Annotated in this window: 23 protein-coding genes; 22 read left to right on the top strand and 1 reads right to left on the bottom strand. The window is 37.1% G+C overall.

What is annotated here, in order from left to right:
• Positions 1 to 64 precede the first annotated feature (64 nt).
• Together CCE82_RS02890 and CCE82_RS02885 are read left to right on the top strand one after the other, a co-directional pair.
• Positions 65 to 271 carry a hypothetical protein gene (locus CCE82_RS02890; protein ID WP_086427923.1) on the top strand — a complete coding sequence of 69 codons (207 nt, stop codon included), beginning with the start codon at positions 65 to 67 and terminating at the stop codon, positions 269 to 271.
• Positions 272 to 433: 162 nt separating this feature from the next.
• Positions 434 to 673 carry a hypothetical protein gene (locus CCE82_RS02885; RefSeq protein ID WP_086427922.1) on the top strand — a complete coding sequence of 80 codons (240 nt, stop codon included), beginning with the start codon at positions 434 to 436 and terminating at the stop codon, positions 671 to 673.
• 731 nt (positions 674 to 1,404) lie between these two features.
• Here CCE82_RS02885 and CCE82_RS02880 read toward each other — a convergent pair.
• On the bottom strand, positions 1,405 to 2,241 hold the full coding sequence (locus CCE82_RS02880; RefSeq protein WP_086427921.1) for an AraC family transcriptional regulator: 837 nt from the start codon (positions 2,239 to 2,241) through the stop codon (positions 1,405 to 1,407).
• A 202-nt stretch (positions 2,242 to 2,443) separates the two neighbouring features.
• On the opposite strand from CCE82_RS02880, the gene CCE82_RS02875 reads away from it, so the two are divergent.
• The 20 genes from CCE82_RS02875 to recA all read left to right on the top strand — a co-directional run bounded on the left by CCE82_RS02875 (position 2,444) and on the right by recA (position 24,178).
• Positions 2,444 to 3,712: a PTS sugar transporter subunit IIC gene (locus CCE82_RS02875; RefSeq protein ID WP_086427920.1), complete on the top strand. Its 1,269-nt coding sequence runs from the start codon at positions 2,444 to 2,446 to the stop codon at positions 3,710 to 3,712.
• A gap of 55 nt (positions 3,713 to 3,767) precedes the next feature.
• Entirely contained in the window at positions 3,768 to 4,667 is a 900-nt protein-coding gene (locus CCE82_RS02870) for a DUF7916 family protein (RefSeq protein WP_086427919.1), read from the top strand.
• A gap of 25 nt (positions 4,668 to 4,692) precedes the next feature.
• Positions 4,693 to 5,004 (top strand): PTS sugar transporter subunit IIB, encoded by a 312-nt coding sequence (locus CCE82_RS02865; RefSeq protein WP_086427918.1) that lies wholly within the window; start codon positions 4,693 to 4,695, stop codon positions 5,002 to 5,004.
• Positions 5,005 to 5,009: 5 nt separating this feature from the next.
• Entirely contained in the window at positions 5,010 to 5,321 is a 312-nt protein-coding gene (locus CCE82_RS02860) for a PTS sugar transporter subunit IIA (protein WP_086427917.1), read from the top strand.
• 673 nt (positions 5,322 to 5,994) lie between these two features.
• Positions 5,995 to 6,339 (top strand): 30S ribosome-binding factor RbfA, encoded by a 345-nt coding sequence (gene rbfA / locus CCE82_RS02855; RefSeq protein WP_014614065.1) that lies wholly within the window; start codon positions 5,995 to 5,997, stop codon positions 6,337 to 6,339.
• Between the two features lie 83 nt (positions 6,340 to 6,422).
• The gene (truB, locus tag CCE82_RS02850) at positions 6,423 to 7,340 is read left to right on the top strand and encodes a tRNA pseudouridine(55) synthase TruB (RefSeq protein ID WP_086427916.1); all 918 of its coding nucleotides are present in this window, start codon (positions 6,423 to 6,425) and stop codon (positions 7,338 to 7,340) included.
• A gap of 14 nt (positions 7,341 to 7,354) precedes the next feature.
• Positions 7,355 to 8,326: a riboflavin biosynthesis protein RibF gene (ribF, locus tag CCE82_RS02845; RefSeq protein WP_086427915.1), complete on the top strand. Its 972-nt coding sequence runs from the start codon at positions 7,355 to 7,357 to the stop codon at positions 8,324 to 8,326.
• Positions 8,327 to 8,426: 100 nt separating this feature from the next.
• Positions 8,427 to 8,696 (top strand): 30S ribosomal protein S15, encoded by a 270-nt coding sequence (gene rpsO, locus CCE82_RS02840; protein WP_014614062.1) that lies wholly within the window; start codon positions 8,427 to 8,429, stop codon positions 8,694 to 8,696.
• Positions 8,697 to 8,854: 158 nt separating this feature from the next.
• Positions 8,855 to 10,948 (top strand): polyribonucleotide nucleotidyltransferase, encoded by a 2,094-nt coding sequence (pnp, locus tag CCE82_RS02835; protein WP_086427914.1) that lies wholly within the window; start codon positions 8,855 to 8,857, stop codon positions 10,946 to 10,948.
• A 598-nt stretch (positions 10,949 to 11,546) separates the two neighbouring features.
• Positions 11,547 to 13,220, top strand: a complete 1,674-nt coding sequence (gene rnjB / locus CCE82_RS02830; RefSeq protein WP_086427913.1) for a ribonuclease J2 — start codon at positions 11,547 to 11,549, stop codon at positions 13,218 to 13,220.
• A gap of 137 nt (positions 13,221 to 13,357) precedes the next feature.
• Complete coding sequence (locus tag CCE82_RS02825) at positions 13,358 to 15,721, top strand: DNA translocase FtsK (RefSeq protein WP_086427912.1); 2,364 nt, start codon at positions 13,358 to 13,360, stop codon at positions 15,719 to 15,721.
• Positions 15,722 to 15,726: 5 nt separating this feature from the next.
• Positions 15,727 to 16,443 (top strand): GntR family transcriptional regulator, encoded by a 717-nt coding sequence (locus CCE82_RS02820; RefSeq protein WP_086427911.1) that lies wholly within the window; start codon positions 15,727 to 15,729, stop codon positions 16,441 to 16,443.
• Between the two features lie 33 nt (positions 16,444 to 16,476).
• Positions 16,477 to 17,772 (top strand): EF-P 5-aminopentanol modification-associated protein YfmF, encoded by a 1,296-nt coding sequence (yfmF, locus tag CCE82_RS02815; protein ID WP_086427910.1) that lies wholly within the window; start codon positions 16,477 to 16,479, stop codon positions 17,770 to 17,772.
• The gene (yfmH, locus tag CCE82_RS02810) at positions 17,744 to 19,033 is read left to right on the top strand and encodes an EF-P 5-aminopentanol modification-associated protein YfmH (protein WP_086427909.1); all 1,290 of its coding nucleotides are present in this window, start codon (positions 17,744 to 17,746) and stop codon (positions 19,031 to 19,033) included. The genes yfmF and yfmH overlap by 29 nt, the downstream gene beginning before the upstream one ends.
• A complete protein-coding gene (ymfI, locus tag CCE82_RS02805) occupies positions 19,030 to 19,734 on the top strand; it encodes an elongation factor P 5-aminopentanone reductase (protein WP_086427908.1) in 705 nt (234 codons plus the stop codon). The genes yfmH and ymfI overlap by 4 nt, the downstream gene beginning before the upstream one ends.
• Before the next feature lie 55 nt (positions 19,735 to 19,789).
• Entirely contained in the window at positions 19,790 to 20,635 is an 846-nt protein-coding gene (locus CCE82_RS02800) for a YmfK family protein (protein ID WP_086427907.1), read from the top strand.
• Between the two features lie 18 nt (positions 20,636 to 20,653).
• A complete protein-coding gene (locus CCE82_RS02795) occupies positions 20,654 to 21,049 on the top strand; it encodes a helix-turn-helix domain-containing protein (RefSeq protein WP_086427906.1) in 396 nt (131 codons plus the stop codon).
• 41 nt (positions 21,050 to 21,090) lie between these two features.
• Positions 21,091 to 21,678 carry a CDP-diacylglycerol--glycerol-3-phosphate 3-phosphatidyltransferase gene (pgsA, locus tag CCE82_RS02790; RefSeq protein WP_086427905.1) on the top strand — a complete coding sequence of 196 codons (588 nt, stop codon included), beginning with the start codon at positions 21,091 to 21,093 and terminating at the stop codon, positions 21,676 to 21,678.
• A 142-nt stretch (positions 21,679 to 21,820) separates the two neighbouring features.
• Positions 21,821 to 22,996 (top strand): CinA family nicotinamide mononucleotide deamidase-related protein, encoded by a 1,176-nt coding sequence (locus tag CCE82_RS02785; protein WP_086427904.1) that lies wholly within the window; start codon positions 21,821 to 21,823, stop codon positions 22,994 to 22,996.
• Between the two features lie 138 nt (positions 22,997 to 23,134).
• Positions 23,135 to 24,178: a recombinase RecA gene (gene recA / locus CCE82_RS02780; protein ID WP_086427903.1), complete on the top strand. Its 1,044-nt coding sequence runs from the start codon at positions 23,135 to 23,137 to the stop codon at positions 24,176 to 24,178.
• Positions 24,179 to 24,304: the final 126 nt, after the last annotated feature.

Genomic DNA, 24,304 nt, shown 5'->3' with positions numbered 1-24,304 from the left:
TAAAATCGATTCCTATTTACCAAACGACAACGATAGAATCAAAACTGATAAGGGGATGATTTTTATGACGATTAAAGACATGTGGGAGTACTTTTTGAATCAAAGATGGACAATTAATGGCGTGTTAGTACTGATTGGCATTGTTTTAGTCATCAACTTTTTAATTGATGATTTAGTGGATTTATTTATCTTTGCTACAGTCATCTATCTTGTCTATTTGTATAGAGACGATAAAAAGGCTTCAAAAGAAAAACTTGATATGAAAGATTAAAATTAAGAGCAAGTGAAAGAACTATCATTAACGATTTTCACTTGCTTTTTGTCGTTAATAAAGTATTGATATTTGAATCTTTTTAAAATGGCAAAAATCTCTAATATTATTCCTATCAATTTTAAACTTTTGTATAATAAAGACAAACAAAGGAGGAAATTTATGGGAAAGTTGATTAAGGATTTTGTTATTACATTTGCTATTGGTGTTGCCGTCGTATTATCGGTGTATTGGATCGGCTACGTACCACCGAATCCGCGAATATTCAATGCTGTAGATAAGATTACTGTGACGCATTTCTTTGAGAATCGCATTTATGACAATTGGTTGATGATTGCATTTTTATTTGCGATTGTAGTCACTGTGTTTGATGTAGGGAGTTCAAAGAAAGAGGATAAGTAAAGAGTTGGATTTCGATAATGAATTTACATATGCAGACTAAGGTAGAAAGTATAGAAATATGGCTGTTATGTTAGTTATGCTGCAAAACTGACAAGGATTCGAGGCTTGGATATTGAGGTATCCGAGTCTTTATATTTTTCTAGGTCTAAAAATTTGTTTAACACATAGATACATATATCAGGTTATATTTAGAAATGATATGTAGCATGGCGCGGCGTTTAATGACGAAAGGGTAAGTGAAATTACATTATTGCCCTCAATATACTTTTAAAATAAATACAATGCGCGTATAATACATCTATAAAAACATAGGAGCCTATGAGTCATATGTTTTCACCTACAGCTTGTTAAATTTGTAATAGTAGGGGGTGATACATATGGTGACGATCATTATACACTTAGATATATCTATTTGTTTAAGTATCATTGTCTATTTTTTGATAAGATATCATAATAAAAAGACAAAAAAATAACCCCCGTTATCCGCAAAATAACGAGGGTACCTAAAAATAGGCTGTAATAGTAAAACATATGTCGAGTTTGGACTCACTTATATGTTGCTATGTTTTTAGCTCCTAATCTTCCCTATCAAAGACGGTTAGGAGTTTTTTCTTTTTTTAATCATAGCATGCGCTTGAAATAAATACAAGCATCGCATTCAATAAACCTCAGATACTCATTCAACAATGAACGTTTAAGTGTGATACAAAAATCCGAAGAACATATAAAGCCTAATGAACCATTTTGTGTTTTCTTTTCTCAGTTCTGTAATCTTTAGGAGAGCGATGTACAATTTTTTTAAATGCTTTTTCGAATACAAAATAATCACTAAATCCAACGAGTTGACTGATGATGTTGATAGGATAATCTGTCTCCCTTAATAGTTGTGTTGCTTTATCAATTCTAGCCTCTAAAATAAATTGTTTTGGTGTTTTACCGTACTTCTTTTTAAATTTGGTAAATAACTGACTATTGCTAATGCCAAATTGAAGTGCGATTTCATGAATTTTCATCGGGTTCGTATAATTATTACATATGTATTCGTAAATATGATGAATAATATCTTGATTGTTATTCAAAATAATCATATCAGTTTGCTTAAATTCATCTTCTAAACAAAAGAGTAGCTCATATGTTTTAAACTTGTACCAATAATCAGAAAGGCTCGTGTTTTGCTTCGTTGTATAACAAATTTCTTTAATGATTTTAACTGCATTGCTCTCATCATGAAATTTAAGTATATCTTGATTATTCAGTTGATTCGTCTTTAAAAAGTTTTGTAAGTTTGAGCCTTTTAAACCTACCCAAAACGTCTTCCAAGGTACATTTTTGTCGCCTTTATATGTTACCTTTTGCCCTCTTTTTAAAATGAAACCATTAAAATCTTTCGAATAAAAAGTTTTATGATTGATTTTTAAAAGTCCTTTTCCTACTTCTACAAAATGTAATACAAAATTTTCAGTTACCGTATAACTATACGTTTGATCGGGCAAAAATTGTTGAATCCCACATTCAGAGATGACGATATTGTCAAAAGATATATCAAAATGTTTCCAAACCTCTCTCATTCCCTCACCTCATTACATTTTTCGACATATTTTTCAAACATTATAACATATGCATTCTATATTAGAACTCCTAAAATAAAGGTATAGAAAGCGCTTTCGGATATAAATGTATGCATACGCTATGTTTAAAACAACTATAGTCTTAACCTAAAAGATCGTTCTTCAATAATGAATTTTTAGATTTGATGAAAGGGAGAAGCTTATGAATAAATTTATTGATGAAAAAATCATGCCTGTTGCAGTAAAATTTTCTACAAATAAAGTGTTAGTTGCTATTCGTGATGGTCTTTCTCTAACGATGATTCTTGCCATTGTAGGTTCCATTTTTATGTTAATTGCGAGTTTGCCGATACCAGGTTGGCCTGAATACTTAGACAAAATCGGTATCAGTCAATATTTGTGGAAAGGTGTAGACAGCACGTTTAGTTTGGTTGGGTTAATCGCGAGTTTTTCTGTTGCATGGAGTTATGCAAAGCAGTATCAACAAGATGGTGTAGCGATTGGTATTATTGCACTTTGTTCATTCTTGACAGTGACGCCATTTATTAAAACAGATACTGCTTCTGGTATTACGTTAGGGTATTTAGGTGCTAAAGGGATGTTTACGGCTATCATTATCGCATTAGTGAGCGTACACATTTATAAATTCTTTATTGATCGAGATATTAAAATCAAATTGCCTGATAGTGTGCCGCCAGCAGTTTCACGCTCTTTCGTAGCCATTATTCCTGGTATTGTGATTTTTACTCTTTGGCTCAGTATTTATGCAGTTTTAGATGCCTTTCATTTACCAAACGCTCATGACTTGATTACAACTGCATTGGGTGGACCAATTGGTTTCCTAGGTGGTTCCGTATTTGGTACGGCGATTATCGTTGCGTTAAATAGTTTGTTTTGGTTTGTTGGTATCAATGGTGGTAGTGCAGTCAACTCGATTATGGCACCTGTTTGGTTAGGTAACTTACAAGCGAATATGGAAGCGTACAAAGCGAACGAACCGATGCAGTATATTTTCACACAGCCGTTTATGGATAACTATGTTTACATGGGTGGCGGTGGCGCTACATTAGGTCTTGTGATTGCAATCACGATTATTGCACGCCGAAGAAAAGCAAGTAAACGTACGAAAGCCCTTGCGCCAATCACGTTAGTACCAGGTTTGTTTAATATTAATGAACCTGCAATGTTTGGTTTACCTATTGTGTTGAATGTGTTTTTATTAATTCCGTTTGTATTGACACCAGTTGTCAATCTCTTTATTGCTTATTTTGCGACACTGGCTGGTTTAGTACCTTATACAAGAGCGACAGCCACTTGGACGATGCCACCAATTATTTCTGGTTTCCTAACAACTGGCAGCATTAGTGCATCTATTCTTCAAGCTGTTTTAATTGTGCTCGATATATTGATATATATCGGTTTCTATGCAGCTATTGAAAAATCGTATTTAAAAGAAGAAAAAGACAAATAAATCAAAGCATTAAATGGAAGTAAGATAAATTTTGTTAGATGTAGAGGTGGATAAAATGGTAAAAAGATTAATTAGTGCAGATACCTCAGAAGTCGCACAAATGTCAGCGGAAGAACTTAAACTTAGTATTAAAGCTTCAGAAGGCCGTGTGGTGTTATCAGAAAATGTGGCCACAAGAAATCCTTGGTTACATGAAGTAACGAATGCAGAAATGGCGGCAGCGTTTGGTGCGGATTTAATTTTGCTTAATGGTGTCGATGTGCTAGACGTAAAGATTGCAGGTCTGCTCGATATTGAAAGCAATCCTGTTCAGTCTTTAAAGCGATTGTGTGGTCGTCCTATTGGCGTAAATTTAGAGCCAGTCGATCAAACTGCTGAAATGATGGAAGAACGCTTTGAATTAGAAATTGGGCGTACTGCTCGAGTAGAAACGTTTGAAAAATTAAATGCGCTCGGTATGGACTTCGTGTGTCTTACAGGTAATCCTGGTACAGGTGTATCCAATGATGCCATCGTAGAAAGTGTTAAACGCGCGAAAAATTTATTTGGTGGTTTGGTGTTTGCAGGAAAAATGCATAGTGCCGGTGTAGATGAACCAGTTGTTAACTTAGAACTTGTTCGACGATTAATTGAAGCGGGTGTAGATGTTGTTTTAGTGCCTTCTATTGGGTCTGTTCCTGGTATTACATTAGAAATGGTTAATGAAGTCGTTCAATTATGTCATGCACATGATGTCCTTGTGATGAGTGCAATTGGGACAAGTCAAGAGAGCGCTACGAAAGAGACCATCAGATATTTCGGCATTCAAAATAAAATTGCAGGTGTAGACATTCAACATATTGGTGATGCAGGGTACGGTGGATTAGCGCCAGTTGAAAACATTTATGAACTCGGTGTCGCGATCAGAGGTTTACGTCATACTGTTTCAAAGATGACACGTTCGATTTTAAGATAAGCATTTGAATTAAGGAGGAAACATCATGAAAACAATTCTTTTAGCATGTGCAGCAGGAATGAGTACAAGTATGCTTGTTCAACGTATGGAAAAAGCTTCTCAAGACATTGAAGGTGAATATAAAATCTATGCTGTTTCTGTGCCAGAGGTCGATAAAGAAGTGGAACAAAATGACATTGATATCGTACTTTTAGGGCCACAAGTCAGATACGAAGAAAGGAAACTAAAAGAAAAATTAGATCCTAAAAACATTCCGCTCCGTGTGATTGATATGGCTGATTATGGCATGATGAATGGTCAAGTAGTATTAGAAAAGGCATTAGATATTATTGGGTGATGACTATGGATGAGAAAAATCTAGAAACAGTCATGCAGCTCATCATTCATAGTGGTAATGCGAAATCCTATGCGATGGAAGCCATTCATGTCGTTAAAGAAGGTAAGCGTGATTTAGCTTTTGAAAAATTAAAAGAAGCGGAGAAAACGATTGTTGATGCACATCGCTATCAAACGGAAATGTTGACGAAAGAAGCGGGTGGTGAAAAAACAGAACTCTCACTCCTTGTGGTTCATAGTCAAGACCATTTGATGACCGCTATGAATTTCATTGAGTTAGCAAAAGAAATTGTCACTTTATATGATAAATTAGATTGATTAAAGAAAAAGAGGATGGTACATTGTAAATTTTAAGCCTCAATCCATTCAGAGATTTATGATTCATTAATGACTTTAATGCAGTCGGGAAATGGGGGTGGATGATATACAAAAAATTGATGCTATTGTTTTCTTGATTTCATAAACTTGCCCTCTGTTTCGCTGTGCTGGGTCCAAGATTGCCCAGAAGGCTGAGACTCCTGAAAAATCAGCCCCTCGAAAGCGAAGCCATAAGGGCAATCTAAAACATAAACCTTAGGAAGGGCAAGTTTAACAAAAATAATGCATCAATAGCATCATAAAAAGACAAAAAAATAACCCCCGTTATTTGCAGTAACGAGGGTGCCTAATCATAAGTTGTAATTGTAAAACATATGTCGAGCTACGACTCACTGATATGTGCTATGTTTTTAGCGCCTGATCACTCCTGAGAAAGTTGGTTAGGCGTTTTTTCTTTTTTTTAATCATAGTATGTGCTTAAAATCAATACAAGCATCGCAAGTGTAAAATTACCGTAGACAACAATCAAAAATAATTTCCACAGTGCCTTTTGAAAACGAATGAAAACAAATCATCTTTCCCACTCTGTTTCATTGACGCCTCTTCATACTCTCCTTTATAATGGTGTATTGAGGATAACGCTACGACATTATTTTGAAAGGAGGCACTCTTTATGAATATGCGTGCAGAACGTGTTGGCGAACAAATGAAAAAAGAATTGATGGATATTATTAATAACAAATTAAAAGATCCAAGAGTCGGTTTTCTAACGATTACAGATGTACAGCCAACGAACGATTTATCATTAGCAAAGGTTTATTTAACAGTACTTGGTAGTGATAAAGAACGCGAAAATACATTCAAAGGTCTTGAAAAAGCAAAAGGGTTCATTAAATCTGAAATTGGTCAGCGTATGCGACTCAGAATCGTCCCTGATTTGCAATTTGAATATGATGAATCGATTGAATATGGTAACCGTATCGAGCGATTGATTCAAGATTTAAATCATAACGACTAACAATGTGCGCTAGAGTGCGTGAGATGATCTGCAATTGTAGAGTCCACGTAGTCTAGCTTTTTTATGAAAAGGAGCGATAGTGAATGTATCATGGTATTTTACCTGTTTATAAAGAACGAGGATTGACGAGTCATGATGTCGTTTTTAAATTACGTAAAATTTTAAAGACGAAAAAAGTCGGACATACCGGAACGTTGGATCCTGAAGTAGATGGCGTATTACCCATTTGCATTGGTCAAGCGACGAAAGTGAGCGACTATGTGATGGAAATGGGAAAAACGTACCGTGCTGAAGTGACTTTAGGCGTATCGACGACGACGGAAGATCAAACAGGTGACATCCTTGAACGACACATTGTTACAGCTGATCAAATAGACGTAGCGCAAGTAGACAACGTGTTAGAAACATTTAAAGGATGGACAACACAAATTCCCCCGATGTATTCGTCTGTGAAAGTGAACGGTAAAAAATTGTATGAATACGCACGAAATGGTGAGACGGTAGAACGCCCGGAACGTCGAATCCACATTTCACATATTGCACGTATTTCGGAAGTGATTTTTGAAAATGACATTGCACGCTTTTCGATAGAAGTGACTTGTGGCAAAGGAACATACATTCGAACACTCGCGACGGATATTGGTCGAGCTTTAAGTTTACCCGCACATATGTCATTACTGACACGTACGATGAGTGGCGGTTTCAGTATAGAACAGGCACTCAGTTTAGCAATGATTGAACAAGCCCACCATGACGAAACGCTCAAAAATCAATTGTTACCACTAGCATATGGCTTGAAAGGACTCCCATCTTTTCATGTTCAAAATGAAAGTGATAAAATGAAGATAAAGAATGGACAAAAATTTGCTAAAGGTTATTTTAATGTTCCATTTGAGCATCAACTCGTCATGCTTGATAGTGAAAATGATGATGTACTTGCGATTTATGAGGTGCATCCGACACGACAAGATGAAATCAAACCGAAAAAGGTATTTAATTAAAAGGAGACTTGGTTATGGAAGTTATCGAAATTACACATCCGATTCAACCTGAACAATATATTCAAGAGGATGTTGCGATGGCTCTTGGCTTTTTCGATGGGCTGCATAAAGGGCATCAAGCATTATTTGATGAATTAGATCGCGTTGCAAAGGAAAAGGGTTTGAAGAAAGCGGTCATGACTTTTGATCCACATCCGTCAGTCGTCTTAAATCCTAAACAAAAACGCACAACTTATATTACGCCACTAGATGATAAAATCGAATTATTAGGCGAACAAAATATTGATTACTGCCTTGTGGTAAATTTTTCTTCACGTTTTGCGGAAGTGACACCTGATGAATTTATCCAAGATTATTTAGTGAAAAACCATGCACGTGTCATTATAGCTGGATTTGATTTTACATTTGGCAAATACGGCAAAGGGAATATGGCGATGCTTCAAGAATATCAAGATCAATTTGAAAGCATCATAATCAGTAAACAAGATTTAAATCACGAAAAAATTTCAACGACAGCAATCCGTGAAGCGCTGAAGTCTGGCAACCTTGCAAAAGCAAACGAACAATTAGGTCACCGTTACCGTATGAAAGGAACAGTGGTACAAGGTGAAAAACGTGGCCGTACGATTGGTTTCCCGACTGCGAATATTGAGCCAAGTGATGATTATGTTTGGCCAACGCTAGGTGTATATGCGGTAAGTATGACGATTGGTTCAAGTGATCAAATTTATCGCGGTGTCGCTAACATAGGTGTGAAGCCAACGTTCCATGATGATTTACCACAAGCGGTAATAGAAGTGAATATTTTTGATTTTGCTGAAAATATTTATGGCGAACGTGTAACGATTTATTGGCATCACTACATTCGACCTGAATTGAAATTTGATGGTATTGATCCGCTTGTTGCGCAAATGAACGATGACAAAGCGCGCGCAAAACATTTATTAGCGGTTGATTTTGGTGACAATGTATCATATAATGTATAAGTCTAATAAAGATTAGCACACGACCTTTATCTTGGTAGGTTGAAACTCCGACGCCTGACTCAGATAAGGGAACGAAAAATTTAAAGGAGGAAATTGACAAATGGCAATTTCACAAGAACGTAAAAACGAATTAATTAAAGAATACCGTACACACGAAACTGACACTGGTTCACCAGAAGTTCAAATCGCTGTGTTAACTGCAGAAATCACTGCATTAAACGATCACTTACGTATTCACAAAAAAGACCACCATTCACGTCGTGGTTTATTAAAAATGGTAGGACGTCGTCGTCACTTATTAAACTACTTACGTGACAAAGACATCCAACGTTACCGTGAATTAATTAAGTCATTAGGCATCCGTCGTTAATTTTAATTATTGCGCACGAGCTAGTGGCATTACAGGAAGGAGCTGGGACATTTATCGTATCCGGCTCCTTTTTTAACTATTAAAAGATTATCATGTAAGATATAATTGAAATGTAAAAGGCTACGAAATGTTTAAAGAGGTAGGAGAGGAGATCTATAATGTCTCAAGAAAAAAAGGTATTTAAGACGGAATGGGCGAACCAACCGTTAACGATAGAAACAGGGCAACTCGCTAAACAAGCGAATGGTGCTGTACTCGTACGCTACGGGGACACTGTTGTCTTATCTACAGCGACTGCATCAAAAGAACCACGTGATGGCGACTTTTTCCCATTAACAGTCAACTATGAGGAAAAAATGTATGCTGCGGGTAAAATTCCGGGTGGCTTTAAAAAACGTGAAGGACGTCCAGGTGATGAAGCGACATTAACTGCACGTTTAATTGACCGTCCAATCCGTCCATTATTCCCAGATGGCTATCGTCATGATGTCCAAATTATTAATACAGTATTAAGTGCTGATCCAAACTGTTCACCAGAAATGGCAGCCATGATTGGTTCATCGATGGCATTAAGCGTATCTGATATTCCGTTCCAAGGTCCGATTGCGGGTGTGAATGTCGGTTATGTTGATGGGGAATATGTGATTAACCCGAACTTAGAACAACAAGAAAAGTCACGTCTTGATTTAGAAGTTGCTGGTCATAAAGATGCGGTCAACATGGTTGAAGCGGGTGCCAGTGAAATTACTGAAGCTGAAATGTTAGAAGCGATTTTATTTGGACATGAAGAAATCAAACGTTTATGTGCATTCCAAGAAGAAATCATTGCGCATTTACAGCCTGAAAAGCAAGAATTTATTCCTGAAGAAAAAAATCAAACACTCATTGATTCAGTCACTCAAATGACGAAAGATGAGAACTTAAACGGCGCAATTCAAACGTTTGACAAACAAGAGCGTGATGCGAACCTTGATGAGATTAAAGCGCGTATTTTAGCAAACTTTGAGGATGAAGAAGATCCTGAAAATGAAGCACTATTAAAAGAAGTTGGCCAAATTATTAATACATTAATTAAAGAAGAAGTACGTCGTCTCATTGCGGATGAAAAAATTCGTCCAGACGGCCGTAAACCAGACGAAATCCGTCCATTATCATCAGAAGTGGGTTTATTACCTCGTGCGCATGGCTCAGGTCTTTTCACACGTGGTCAAACACAAGCCTTATCAGTATTAACATTGGGCTCAATTTCTGAATATCAAATTATTGATGGTTTAGGCGAAGAAGAACACAAACGTTTTATGCACCACTACAACTTCCCGAACTTCTCAGTAGGTGAGACAGGTCCAGTTCGTGCACCAGGTCGTCGTGAAATCGGTCACGGGGCATTAGGTGAGCGTGCATTGAAATACATTATTCCAGATGAAAAAACATTCCCTTACACAGTTCGTATCGTGAGTGAAGTGTTAGAGTCTAATGGTTCTTCATCACAGGCTTCTATTTGTGGTTCAACACTTGCGTTAATGGATGCGGGTGTACCGATTAAAGCACCGGTTGCTGGTATTGCGATGGGGCTTGTTACACGTGAAGAAAGTTATACCATTTTAACGGATATTCAGGGTATGGAAGATGCGCTTGGCGATATGGACTTTAAAGTTGCAGGTACAACTGAAGGGATTACTGCGATTCAAATGGACATTAAAATCGATGGCTTAACAAAAGAAGTCATTGAAGAAGCGTTAGAACAAGCACGTAAAGGTCGTTTAGCCATTTTAGAACATATGATGCAAACAATCGATCAACCAAGAAAAGAATTAAGTGCTTATGCGCCGAAAGTAGAAATCATGCAAATTAAACCTGAAAAAATCCGCGACGTAATTGGACCAGGTGGTAAACAAATCAATGAAATTATCGATGCGACAGGTGTTAAACTGGATATTGAACAAGATGGTACAGTTTACATCGGTTCAACTGAACAAGACATGATTAACCAAGCGCGTGCGTGGATTGAAAGTATCGTACGTGAAGCGGAAGTCGGTCAAGTGTATGATGCGAAAGTCAAACGTATTGAAAAATTCGGTGCTTTTGTTGAGTTATTCCCTGGTAAAGATGCATTAGTTCACATTTCACAAATTGCAAACGAACGCATTAACAAAGTGGAAGATGTGTTGAACATTGGCGACACATTGAAAGTAAAAGTGACTGAGATCGATAAACAAGGTCGTGTGAATGCATCTCACAAAGTTTTACTTTAAAAACAAGTATGACATTTAAATAGATGAACTCAAAAACAGAAGTAGATGTGGCGTGTTGACATTGACTTCTGTTTTTTGTTTAATGCATGGGTTTTAGCTGAATGACATCAATGAAGAGGTGGATAATAGTGAGGAAATATAACATGTTTTTTGGTTATCTTATTTTGATGTTGCTATTAGGTGGGATTTTGTTAAGTTTAGTACATATTTCTGATTCAATTTTGGTGATTTATAACATCGGTGGGATGATCATCATATTGCTTTTCTGGATCACTTCTCGTCATTGATGTTTTTTGTTGTAGTTATTATAGTGACTGTTTTATCCAAGCCGAATTGAGTTGAAGGGCCAGTCCCTCATAGAACGCAAAGCCATAAGGGCAATCAAATACCACAAATTTTAGCGAGGGCAAGTTAAACAAAATACTGTATCAATAGCATCAAAAATTTTAATTTCTCATTCCCGTCAATGTAAGTCGTGTTACAACTACGAAAAACCATCCTCCACAAATCACTTTAATAGTGTACAGAGTTTCCATAATCCACTATAATAAAATATGAATGTAAAATGGACGGGCTATATTTATTAGGAGGTAAAATTTTGAATTTAGTAAAGAAGAAAAATAAAGACATACGCATTATCCCCCTCGGTGGCGTAGGAGAAATCGCCAAAAACATGTATATCGTCGAAGTTGATGATGAAATGTTTATGCTTGATGCAGGGCTGAAGTTCCCTGAAGATGAAATGTTAGGGATTGATATCGTCATTCCTGACATCCAATACGTTTTAGAAAACAAACATAAATTAAAAGGTATTTTCTTAACACATGGACACGAACACGCGATTGGTGCAGTTTCATACATTTTAGAACAAGTCGAAGCACCGGTTTATGGTTCTAAATTAACGATTGGCTTAGTGAAAGAAAACTTAAAAGCGCGTCAAATTAATAAAAAAATCCGTTATTATGTGGTCAATAATGAATCCGTAATGCGTTTTAAAGGCGTGAATATTACATTCTTTAATACGACACATAGTATTCCGGATAGTTTAGGTGTATGTATTCATACGTCTTATGGTGCAATTGTGTATACAGGTGAGTTTAAATTTGACCAAAGTTTACACGGCCATTATGCGCCAGACATGAAAAAAATGGCTGAGTTAGGTGAAGAAGGGGTTTTCGCTTTATTAAGTGATTCAACTGAAGCTGAAAAACCGGGTTATAATACACCTGAAAACGTCATTGAAAGTCATATGTTCGATGCGTTTGCGAAAGTGACGGGCCGTTTAATTGTGTCATGTTATGCATCTAATTTTATTCGCATCCAACAAGTACTAAATATCGCAAGTAGATTAAATAGAAAAGTATCATTTTTAGGCCGTTCATTAGAAAGTTCATTTAGTATTGCACGTAAAATGGGCTATTTCAACATTCCAAAAGATCTATTAATCCCTATGAGCGAAGTTGACAATTATCCAAAAAACGAAGTGATTATTATTGCGACAGGCATGCAAGGTGAACCTGTGGAAGCTTTGAGTCAAATGGCACGTCAAAAGCATAAAATTATGAATATCCAAAAAGGTGACTCTGTATTCCTTGCGATTACAGCTTCAGCGAATATGGAAGTCATTATCGGTAATACGTTAAATGAACTTGTACGTGCAGGTGCGTATATTATTCCAAACAACAAAAAAATTCATGCATCGAGTCATGGTTGTATGGAAGAGTTGAAATTAATGCTCAATATGATGAAACCTGAGTATTTCATTCCAATTCAAGGTGAGTTTAAAATGCAAATTGCGCATGCGAAGTTGGCGAGTGAAGCGGGTGTGAACCCAGAGAAAATCTTCTTAGCTGAAGCAGGTGACGTGATTCATTATGATGGCCAAGATATGAGCCTGAATGAAAAAGTCAATGCAGGCAATGTGCTCATCGATGGTATTGGTGTCGGCGATGTCGGTAATATTGTGTTACGTGATCGTCATTTACTCGCAGAAGATGGTATTTTTATCGCTGTCGTCACGCTTGATCCTAAGAATAGAAGAATTGCGGCTGGACCTGAAATTCAATCTAGAGGTTTTGTTTACGTACGTGAAAGTGAAGCATTACTTAAAGAAGCAGAGGAAAAAGTACGTGAAATTGTAGAAGCTGGTTTACAAGAAAAGCGTATTGAATGGTCTGAAATGAAGCAAAATATGCGTGATCAAGTGAGTAAGTTGCTCTTTGAAAGTACACGTAGACGACCAATGATTATTCCTGTGATTTCAGAAATATAGTTTTTAAAATCAGTGTGAAGTTCAAACAAGAAAACGAATCTTACTCTTTGAAAGCCACGCCAATTTGAAGAGGAGATTCGCTTTTTTCATCATACAGGTTGATGATATCATTTTTAGAAAGTAGAAGGTGACGAAGCATGGCGCAAACCAAGAAACGGAAATCCCAAACGACGCGCAAAAGAAAGCGTACTTCGAAAAAGAAGCAGAATGATACGCCTATTCGATTCATACTCGCGATAGTGATGGTTGTTGTCATTATGTTAGGCGTGTTTCAACTTGGCCTCGTTGGAATTGCCATTGATAGCTTTTTTAATTACTTATTTGGTTTAACACGTTATCTTACATACTTTTTACTCTTATTAGCGATTGGTTTCATCGCTTATAATGGCAAATTACCTAAAACGCGTCGATTAACAGGTTCTATCGTTTTACAAGTTGCGCTGTTGTTTGTTGCCCAATTATATTTTATGGCAACAGGCGGCATGAGAGCGAAACGTGAACCAGTCTTATCATACGTATTTCAAAGTTATGATGCAGCCGAACATATGCAATTTGGTGGTGGCTTGTTCGGTTTTTATCTTATTCATCTGTTATTACCACTCATTTCTCTCGTTGGTGTTGTGATATTGACACTTGTCTTACTCGTTTCAAGTGGTATTTTATTACTGAAAAAACGTCATCGTGATGTTGCTAAAATATGGTTAGAGCAGTTTAAACAATCAACGGCATCTTCATATGAAAAGGTGAAGGCACATCAATCTGAAAGACGTTTGACAAGAAAAGAGAAAAAAGAACAAAAGCGAATTGAACGTGAACAACAGCGTGCAGCAGAACCGAAAGATGTTTCAGATTTTCCGGAAGTCAATATTGAACAAGACGAGCCGAGTGATTATCCGTCTATTCCAATATTTAGTCATAAAACAGTTGATGCAGAGACAGACAGCAGCGCGCCACAAAAGCAGCCTGTAGAAACGGCAAAATCATATACACAAGCTAGTCATACAACAGCTTCACGAACAAATGATGATCTAGATACTGGCTCATCTGAAGGTAGTATTGCTGAAGCAGGTGCTGCGGAAAACCATCAATATGAAATCCCGCCATTGACGCTATTAAATGAGCCAAAACGTCAACAAACGACTTCTAAGGCAGAGGTTCAACGTAAAGGGAAGTTACTCGAAACGACATTGAAAAATTTTGGTGTCGATGCGAAAGTGACACAAATCAAAATTGGTCCCGCTGTTACACAATATGAAGTTCAACCAGCGCAAGGGGTTAAAGTGAGTCGTATCGTCAACTTGCATAATGACATTGCGCTTGCACTTGCAGCTAAAGATATCCGTATTGAAGCACCGATACCTGGAAAGTCAGCTGTTGGGATTGAGGTTCCTAATCAAAAAGTTGCGCTTGTGACGTTAAAAGAAGTGTTGGATGAAAAGTTTCCAGCCAAAAATAAATTAGAAGTTGCTTTAGGTCGAGATATTTCAGGTGAACCGATTACGGCGGAACTGAATAAAATGCCTCACTTACTCGTTGCAGGTTCTACTGGTAGTGGTAAATCTGTTTGTATTAACGGTATCATTACGAGTATTTTATTGAACGCGAAACCGCATGAAGTGAAACTCATGATGATTGACCCGAAAATGGTTGAATTAAATGTGTACAATGGCATTCCACATTTATTAACACCAGTTGTGACGAATCCTCATAAAGCTGCACAAGCACTTGAAAAAGTTGTGTCAGAAATGGAAAGACGTTACGATTTATTCCAACATTCTGGAACACGTAACATTGAAGGATACAACGACTTTATTACTCGTAAAAATAAAGAGTTAGAAGAAAAAGAAGCGTTATTACCGTATATTGTTGTCATTGTCGATGAGTTAGCCGATTTAATGATGGTCGCGGGTAAAGATGTCGAAACAGCTATTACGCGTATTACACAAATGGCACGTGCTGCAGGAATTCATTTGATTATTGCAACACAACGTCCTTCTGTGGATGTCATTACAGGCTTGATCAAAAATAATATCCCGTCCCGAATCGCATTTGCGGTGAGCTCACAAACAGACTCTCGTACGATTATTGATAGTGGCGGTGCTGAGAAGCTACTCGGTAAAGGGGATATGCTCTTTATTAAAAATGGTGGCTCAACAAGAACGCGTGTACAAGGTGCCTTTTTAAGCGATAATGAAGTGCAAAAAATTGTGGATTACGTTGTTGCACAACAAAAGGCGAATTACGTGAAAGAGATGGAACCTGATGCTGTAACAGAGGGGAGTTCAGAAAGCGAAAGCGATGATCCGCTGTACAAAGAGGCATATTTATTTGTCATTGAACAACAAAAGGCAAGTACGTCACTGCTTCAACGCCAGTTTAGAATTGGTTATAATCGGGCATCAAGAATTATGGATGATTTAGAACGTAATCAAGTGATTGGCCCGCAAAAAGGTAGTAAACCGAGACAGATTTTAGTTGATTTAAATGATGGAGAGGTGTAACTCATATGTCTGTAAATCCTGATGTAAATATTGTAAAAGAATGGATTCTAAAAGAAATTGAAGCAGAAAACATTAAACCTGGTGAATCATTGCCAGGTTTATTGTCCATTGCCAGAAAACTCGATGTTGCAACAGACCATGTTCAAGTTGCAATTCATGAACTTGTGACAGAGCAAATTATTACGCAAAATTTTGAAGAAGGGGCCCGTGTAAAAATCCCGCAACCTTTCTTTTATCCTCTAGATGAGTTGATGAGCATTGGTCGCATGATTTCTGAAAAAGGGTATGAAAGTGGCACTGTATTTTTAAGTCTTGATGAAGAAATTGCTTCTCTCGACGATTGTAAAATCATGCAATTAGAACCCAATTCACCTATTACTGTAATTGAACGTATTCGTACTGCAGATAGTGAACCAGTCGTTTATTGTTTGGATAAAGTTACAACGAATGTATTGTCACATTTTGGTACACACAACCAACAAACCTCTATTTTAAAAGCCATTGAAGCAGAAAGTCATCAAACGATTGCTTACGCTGAAACTGAGATGGAAGCCATTAGTTATGAACCTTATATTTCTGAGGCATTAGAAGCAGACCCGCAAGATGGTCTTATGTTATTGAAACAAGTGCATTATACAGAAGACGGTACACCGATACTTTATTCTTTAAATTATTTTAAAAGTAGCTTAGTGAAGTTTCGGACAATTCGAAAACGTCTATAACTATGTAAAAACTATTGTTAAAGGAGGAGTTGCATGAAACAACTTCAAGAATACCCGGATCAACGCATATCTGTTTTATCCACGAATAAATTTAAAACGACAACGATGACATTTAAATTCATGGCCCCATTAGATAAAAAGACCATGACACAACGTTCGCTATTGAGTAAATTACTTGTCCGCGCTACACAAAAATATCCGACAGATAAAGCGTTCAATCAATATCTCTCAGAATTATATGGGGCATATGTGAATAGTTACGTGTCAAAATATAAAGACCGACACGTCATTACTGTTACACTTGAAATTGTGAATGAACGTTATTTATTAGATGACGAACCTTTATTTGAAAAAGGGATTGCCTTATTAAAAGAGGTTATACTCAATCCACTGATTACTGATGGTGCCTTTAATGAAACGTTTGTTGCACAAGAGAAAAGTTTATTGAAGAAGAAACTTTCAGCAATTGAAGATAATAAATCACAAATTGCGTATTTACGATTACTTAAACATATGTTTGGTGAACATCCTTACCGTTATATGGCAGCGGGTGACCTAGAAGAAATTGACGCCATTACAGCAACAGATTTATATCATACATACCGTTCGATGATAGACAATGACTACTGTTCAGTATACGTTGTAGGCAATGTTGAGGAAGAAGCAACAATTCGACACATACAAGCGGAATTTAATATTCAACCTTTTACATATCAAGCGACACAATTCGGTCAACATATCCAACACGACGCGCCTGTCAAAGAAGTGATTGAACAGGACGATGTCGATCAAGCGAAATTGAATATGGGTTTTCGTTTTCCAACACATTATGGCGAAGAAGATTTCTATGCATTTTTAGTATTTAATACGATGTTTGGCGGTGATCCGTCATCTGTTTTATTCAATGAAGTCCGTGAACAAAAGAGTCTTGCTTATTCGATTCATTCACAAATTGATGGTAAAAATGGTTTTCTGTTCGTCATCAGCGGGGTATCTGCTAAAGACTATCAATTGGCTAAAGAAACCATTATCGAAGCATTTAACCGTTTTAAATCAGGTGAATTTACAGATGAGAAAATGGAACTCGCGAAAAAGGTCATTTTATCAGGACGTAAAGAATCGAAAGACCGTCCTAAAAATATGATTGAAATGATGCACAATCAATTATTACTTGATGTACCTGAAACAGATGAACAATATGAAGCGCGTATACATGCGGTCAAACACGAAGACATTCAACGCCTCTGTCAAAATGCGCATTTAGATACAATTTATATTTTGACAAAGGAGGATGACACAGATGAAGCAAACGTACTACCAACAAATTGATGAAACGGTCTATCATTCTACTTTGGCGAATGGATTAAATCTTTTCATTATTCCTAAAAAAGATTTTCAAAAAACATTTGTGACTTATACTACACAGTTTGGCTCATTAGACCATCGTTTTAAACCGCACGGCTCTGATGAATTCGTTTCAGTACCAGATGGCGTTGCCCATTTCTTGGAGCATAAGTTGTTTGAAAAAGAAGAAGGCGACTTATTTACTGAATTTGCAGAGCATGATGCACAAGTCAATGCATTTACAAGTTTTGACCGTACGAGTTATTTATTTAGCGCAACGAATCACATTGATGAAAATATTTTGCGTTTATTAAAAATGGTAGAAACACCATACTTTTCTGAAGCATCTGTAGAAAAAGAAAAGGGCATTATTGCTGAAGAGATAAAAATGTATCAAGAGCAACCGGGTTACCGATTGATGTTTAATACGTTACGAGCAATGTATCAAGAACATCCTGTGCGTGTGGACATTGCTGGTTCGGTTGAGAGCATTTATGAAATTACAAAAGAAGATTTGTATTTATGCTATGAAACATTTTATCATCCTTCTAATATGGTGCTGTTTGTCGTTGGAGATGTGGACCCAGAACATATTGAAGATTTAGTGCGTACACATGAAGATGCTCGTGGCATTGTTGCACAACCAGAGATTGAACGTGATCCACTTAGTGAAGCACCGGAAGTCGTTGAGACACAAGTGACTGAAACGATGGCCATTCAATCTCCAAGAATCATGCTCGGATTAAAGCATCCTGTCTATGATACTTCGTTGCAACAAGGCGTGAAAGAAGATATTGAAATGTCATTCTTCTTTGAGATGATTTATGGTGAGGAAACGAATTTTTATCAATCGTTACTAAGTCAAGATTTAATTGATGATACATTTAGTTACCAAACGGTGATTGAGCCGAGTTATAGTTTTTCGTTAATTACTTCAGCAACAACGGAACCTGAACAGTTAAAAACTTTATTGTTAGATGAATTGCGTGCGCGTATCGGTACTTTGGACGATCAACATGCATTCGATTTATTAAAGCGCCAATTTATCGGTGAATATATATCAAGTTTAAATGCACCTGAATATATTGCGAATCAATCCACGAAGTTTTATTTTGATGGCGTGAGCTTATTTGAATTATTGAACGTGATCGACAGCATTACATTAGAAACAATGAATGATACCGTCCGTCGTCGTATGGATTTGAATGCATTAGTCGATAGCCGTTTGGAGATTAAAACGTCATGAAAGCAATCGTTATAGGTGGTTCTGGAACGATAGGTCGTGCAATTACGCATGACCTTCTTTCAAATGGTTATGAAGTGATTGTGACATATCATCAAACCCCTCTAGATACTTTAATGGAGACCTTTCGAGATCAGCCGGTACAATTTGTACAACTCGACTTATCCCAGCCAGTGAGTCTCGAGGAAAAGTTAGGTTTCGTAAGCAATCTAGATGCCATCATTTATGCCAGTGGTCATAGTTTGTTTGGTATGTTACAAGATATGACGGATTCTGACATTCATCAAGCTTATCAAGTTCACGTTTTTCATTTGATTAAAATCACACAATTTTTTGTTAATCAATTGATTCAAAGTCCACATGGAAGAATTGTTGTCATTTCGTCCATTTGGGGTGAGACAGGTGCAAGTTTTGAATCGATTTATTCTAGTATGAAAGCAGCGCAAATTGGTTTTGTGAAATCACTCGCCAAAGAATTAGCGCGTACATCAGTAACGGTCAATGCCATTACACCTGGTGTTGTAGCAGGAACGATGACGGATGCGCTTGACAATGAAGCACGTGAAGCATTATTAGAAGAATTGCCACAAAATCGTTGGGTAGCGCCAAATGAAATTGCACATGCGACACGCTTTTTGTTATCGCCCTTCTCACAAAGTATCACCGGCACAGTTCAACGTATTAATGGTGGTTGGTATTGTTAGTTTGATATAATAGTGATTAAAGATAAAGCCACTGTCGACATTAAGGGGGATTTTGATGATTACACGAGAAAAACGCGAATGGTATTTAGAATATCAAATTAATGTGAACCGTGCAGGGTTATTAGGTGATGTTTCGAGTTTATTAGGGATGATGGGTATTAATATTGGAACGATTAATGGTATTGATAAGTCTATTCGTGCCTTTATTATCAAATCAGATAGTGAAGAAAAAATTAAGCGCTTTGAAACGTTATTGAAGGAAATTGATGACATTTCATTAAGAGTTTTACGCGAGCCTGAACTGAAAGATAGACTTGCTGTAAGACATGGGCGATATGTGAAACAAGATGAACATGACAAAAAAATATTCCGTTTTGAAAGAGATGATTTAGGATTACTCGTTGACTTTATGGCAGAGCTTTTTAAAGAAGAAGGGCACAAGTTAATCGGTATACGAGGGATGCCGCGTGTCGGTAAAACAGAATCCATTGTCGCAGGAAGTGTTTCTGCACACAAAAAATGGCTGTTTATCAGTTCGACGCTCATTAAACAAACTGTGAGAAGCTCGTTAATTAAAGGAGAATATGATAAGGACCATGTGTACATTATTGATGGTGCAGTGACAGCGAGAGAAACGAATCCGAAACATCAGGAACTCGTGAAAGAAGTCATGACCTTGCCATCTGTTAAAGTGGTTGAACATCCTGATTTATTTGTAGAAGCGAGTGACTATATCATGGATGACTTTGATTACATTATCGAATTGCGTGCCGAAGAAAATCAAGAAATAGAGTATGAAGAAATGAAAAAGAAAACAGTCAGAAGTAAAAATAACTTAGATTTTGGTGATACTTTTGGTGGCTTTGGTGACGGTTTCGGTGATGGATTCGGTTCATTGTAATGATTGGGGGGATAACATTTGCGGACTATTGGTGAAGTATTACAAAGCAAAAGAGAACGTTTAGGCATGACGTTAACTGAACTAGAAAAAAGAACACAGATTCAACGAGAGACGCTTGTGGATATTGAACAAAATCGTTTTGATCAATTTAAACATCCGAATCATATTCGAGGTTTTATTCAAAAATATGCCCAATCTGTCAATATTGATGGTCGTTTGCTTATGGAAAAACATCATGAAGAGTTACCAGAAGCACGACGTCAAGCACATGTTATTTTACAAGAAATTGCTGAACATAAAGACGTCCTGACTTTTACACAATCGGATGAACAGCCTAAAAAAGTAGCCATTTTAATCGGCTTATTGACGTGTGTGACAGCTGTACTTTGGGCGCTTATGACCCTTATGTTATAATAAGAACATCAGATATAGATTAGTGAAATGAGGAACAATTAATGAATATACCGAATCAGATTACCGTGTTTCGTGTCATTTTAATCCCTATTTTTATGTTATTTGCACTTGTCGATTTTGGAATGGGTCAAGTGACATTTTTGGGAGGACAGCCGATTCGTATTGAATTTTTAATCAGCGGCATTATATTTATTTTGGCGTCGTTAAGTGACTTTTTAGATGGATATTTGGCACGTAAATGGCAAATTGTTACGAATATGGGTAAATTCTTAGATCCCCTTGCTGACAAATTACTTGTCTCTGCTGCACTGATTGTTTTAGTCGAACTTGGTTTAACGAATTCAGTCGTGGCAGTCATTATTATTGCGCGTGAATTTGCAGTAACAGGATTACGCTTATTGCAAATTGAACAAGGCTTTGTCAGCGCTGCGGGTCAATTAGGAAAAATTAAAACTGCCGTTACGATGGTAGCATTAATTTTAATTTTATTAGGTGAACCATTCAGTCAGTGGATTGGTTTCAGTTTAGGACAGATTTTATTATATATCGGTGTATTTTTCACAGTGCTTTCTGGTATTGAGTACTTTTACAAAGGCCGTGACGTATTCTTACAAGACAAAAAAGCATAGATTTACATATTCAAAATACACTTATAGGGGCTGGAATGTTACCTTTTCCAGCCTTTTTTCTTTTTATAAAATAGTGACGTAAGCTAAAATAAAACGTAATGAACACTTTAATCACCGTGAACGATAAATGGGGGACGAAAACATGAAAGTATGTATTATCGCAGTGGGATCAGAACTGCTATTAGGACAAATTGTAAATACGAATGCACAGTTTGTATCGCAAAAATTTAATGAAGCGGGTCACCATGTGTTAGAACATATCGTTGTTGGAGACAATGCAGAACGACTTGAAAATGTGACAAAACGTGCTTTACAACAATATGACGTCCTCGTTTTTACAGGGGGACTTGGCCCAACAAAAGACGATTTAACGAAGCAAACTGTAGCACAAGTTTTAAATAAAACGCTAGTTATGAATCAAGAAGCGATGGATTATATTGAAGACTATTTTAAACAGCATGGCAAAGTGATGACACCGAACAATAAACAACAAGCGCTAGTGATTGAAGGGGCAGAAGTTTTAGCGAATAAAGTCGGTATGGCACCTGGCATCTATGTCCAACACGACAATAAACATGTTGTGATGTTACCGGGACCACCGAAAGAACTTCAGCCTATGGTCGTGAATGAATTGATGCCACACTTCTCTCAAGGGGGTCAAACGATTGAGTCAGAAGTATTGCGTTTTTGTGGTATTGGTGAATCACAAGTTGAAACGGAGCTGATGGATTTGATTGATGCACAGTCAAACCCAACGATTGCCCCGTTAGCAGGGACGCATGAAGTGACCATTCGACTGACAGCTAGCGGTGAAAATACAGAAATGACAAAACAGTTGATTGCACCGATTAAAGAAGAGATACTGAAACGAATCGGTTTGTATTACTACGGTTCAGACAACATGACACCAGAACGTGTCGTGTTAGCACTGCAACAACAAACTTTTGCAGTTTATGATCAAGTGACTGAAGGCTTATTACATGCACGTTTGAAGCAAGAAGATACAGAACATTTACTAAAAGGGTACATGTTGCATCATCCTCAATTTATAGATACATCTCTTTCTATAGAAGATCAGCTTTATGCAGCAGCGCATTTTGTTCAAGCGCTTTACGATAGCGAACAAGCCATCAGTTTACTCGCTCAAAATAACACGGTTTATATAGGATTGTTGAATGGAGATACGTTCAACATGAAAACGTTTAAAATGGGTCAAATGAGATATTTACAGCGCGATAGAAGTCAAAATTATATTTTAATAACGTGGTTAAATTGGTTAAAACATCTAGAGAATCCGTCTATTATTGATAAAATATAAGCACATGCGTTCTGTTTTGAAGAAAATGAACTTCAAAAATAACGAACAAACATTCGCAAAACACTTGTAATTTGATTTAATACCATGTATAGTAGAATTAAATTAAAAGGAAATTTCGATCAAGTAGGGGGTCCTAAATTGGATAATGAACGTCAAAAAGCGCTAGATACAGTAATTAAAAACATGGAAAAGTCATTTGGTAAAGGTGCCGTAATGAAACTTGGTGAGAATAAAGATCGCCGTGTTTCAAGTGTTTCAAGTGGTTCGGTAACACTAGACCATGCATTAGGGGTTGGCGGCTATCCTAAAGGTCGTATCATCGAAGTTTATGGCCCCGAAAGTTCAGGTAAGACAACAGTCGCTTTACACGCTATTGCTGAAGTACAAAAAAATGGGGGTATTGCTGCATTTATTGATGCTGAGCATGCACTAGACCCTGTTTACGCTGAAGCACTAGGTGTAGATATCGATAACTTATACCTTTCACAACCAGATCACGGTGAGCAAGGTCTTGAAATTGCAGAAGCATTTGTTAGAAGTGGCGCAGTAGACATTATCATTGTCGACTCAGTTGCAGCATTGACACCTAAAGCTGAAATTGAAGGCGAAATGGGTGATACGCACGTTGGTTTACAAGCGCGTTTAATGTCTCAAGCATTGCGTAAACTATCAGCAGCGATTTCTAAATCAAAAACGACAGCTATCTTCATTAACCAAATCCGTGAAAAAGTAGGTGTGATGTTCGGTAACCCTGAAACAACACCAGGTGGACGTGCACTGAAATTCTATAGTTCAGTTCGTTTAGAAGTGCGTCGAGCTGAACAATTGAAGCAAGGACAAGATATTGTAGGTAACCGTACTAAAATTAAAGTCGTTAAAAACAAAGTAGCACCACCATTCAAAGTTGCTGAAGTAGACATTATGTATGGTAAAGGTATTTCACGTGAAGGCGAACTGATTGATTTAGGTGTGCAATACGACATTGTAGACAAATCAGGTGCTTGGTATTCATACAACGGTGAGCGTATGGGTCAAGGTAAAGAGAATGTAAAACAATTCCTACTTGAAAACCCTAAACTCGAAGATGAAATTGACCGTAAATTACGAGAAAAACTCGGTATTTTTGATGGTGATGTCGAAGAGCCTGAGCAAGAAGAAACGCAGACACTTTTTGATGAATAATATCGTATAGTTTTTATTTAGAAGTAGCGCATTCAATGAAAAAGCGATGTGGACAGGATAACTATGTTCTGTGTCCATCGCTTTTTATTTGCAATCACGACAGAAACCTTGATTTTTCGTTGTTCA

This window comes from Staphylococcus cornubiensis, assembly GCF_900183575.1.
Taxonomy (GTDB): Bacteria; Bacillota; Bacilli; order Staphylococcales; family Staphylococcaceae; genus Staphylococcus; species Staphylococcus cornubiensis.
The sequence above is the reverse complement of the archived record's forward strand: the minus strand, read 5'-3'. Positions and strand labels throughout refer to the sequence as shown.

Coding starts and splice junctions, on each gene's coding strand:
- pgsA (WP_086427905.1), top strand. CDS start 21,091: ATGAATATACCGAATCAGATTACCGTGTTTCGTGTCATTTTAATCCCT.
- CCE82_RS02825 (WP_086427912.1), top strand. CDS start 13,358: ATGGCGCAAACCAAGAAACGGAAATCCCAAACGACGCGCAAAAGAAAG.
- rpsO (WP_014614062.1), top strand. CDS start 8,427: ATGGCAATTTCACAAGAACGTAAAAACGAATTAATTAAAGAATACCGT.
- CCE82_RS02870 (WP_086427919.1), top strand. CDS start 3,768: ATGGTAAAAAGATTAATTAGTGCAGATACCTCAGAAGTCGCACAAATG.
- truB (WP_086427916.1), top strand. CDS start 6,423: ATGTATCATGGTATTTTACCTGTTTATAAAGAACGAGGATTGACGAGT.
- CCE82_RS02880 (WP_086427921.1), bottom strand. CDS start 2,241: ATGAGAGAGGTTTGGAAACATTTTGATATATCTTTTGACAATATCGTC.
- ymfI (WP_086427908.1), top strand. CDS start 19,030: ATGAAAGCAATCGTTATAGGTGGTTCTGGAACGATAGGTCGTGCAATT.
- CCE82_RS02860 (WP_086427917.1), top strand. CDS start 5,010: ATGGATGAGAAAAATCTAGAAACAGTCATGCAGCTCATCATTCATAGT.
- ribF (WP_086427915.1), top strand. CDS start 7,355: ATGGAAGTTATCGAAATTACACATCCGATTCAACCTGAACAATATATT.
- pnp (WP_086427914.1), top strand. CDS start 8,855: ATGTCTCAAGAAAAAAAGGTATTTAAGACGGAATGGGCGAACCAACCG.
- CCE82_RS02885 (WP_086427922.1), top strand. CDS start 434: ATGGGAAAGTTGATTAAGGATTTTGTTATTACATTTGCTATTGGTGTT.
- CCE82_RS02820 (WP_086427911.1), top strand. CDS start 15,727: ATGTCTGTAAATCCTGATGTAAATATTGTAAAAGAATGGATTCTAAAA.
- yfmF (WP_086427910.1), top strand. CDS start 16,477: ATGAAACAACTTCAAGAATACCCGGATCAACGCATATCTGTTTTATCC.
- yfmH (WP_086427909.1), top strand. CDS start 17,744: ATGAAGCAAACGTACTACCAACAAATTGATGAAACGGTCTATCATTCT.
- CCE82_RS02800 (WP_086427907.1), top strand. CDS start 19,790: ATGATTACACGAGAAAAACGCGAATGGTATTTAGAATATCAAATTAAT.
- CCE82_RS02785 (WP_086427904.1), top strand. CDS start 21,821: ATGAAAGTATGTATTATCGCAGTGGGATCAGAACTGCTATTAGGACAA.
- CCE82_RS02890 (WP_086427923.1), top strand. CDS start 65: ATGACGATTAAAGACATGTGGGAGTACTTTTTGAATCAAAGATGGACA.
- CCE82_RS02875 (WP_086427920.1), top strand. CDS start 2,444: ATGAATAAATTTATTGATGAAAAAATCATGCCTGTTGCAGTAAAATTT.
- rbfA (WP_014614065.1), top strand. CDS start 5,995: ATGAATATGCGTGCAGAACGTGTTGGCGAACAAATGAAAAAAGAATTG.
- CCE82_RS02865 (WP_086427918.1), top strand. CDS start 4,693: ATGAAAACAATTCTTTTAGCATGTGCAGCAGGAATGAGTACAAGTATG.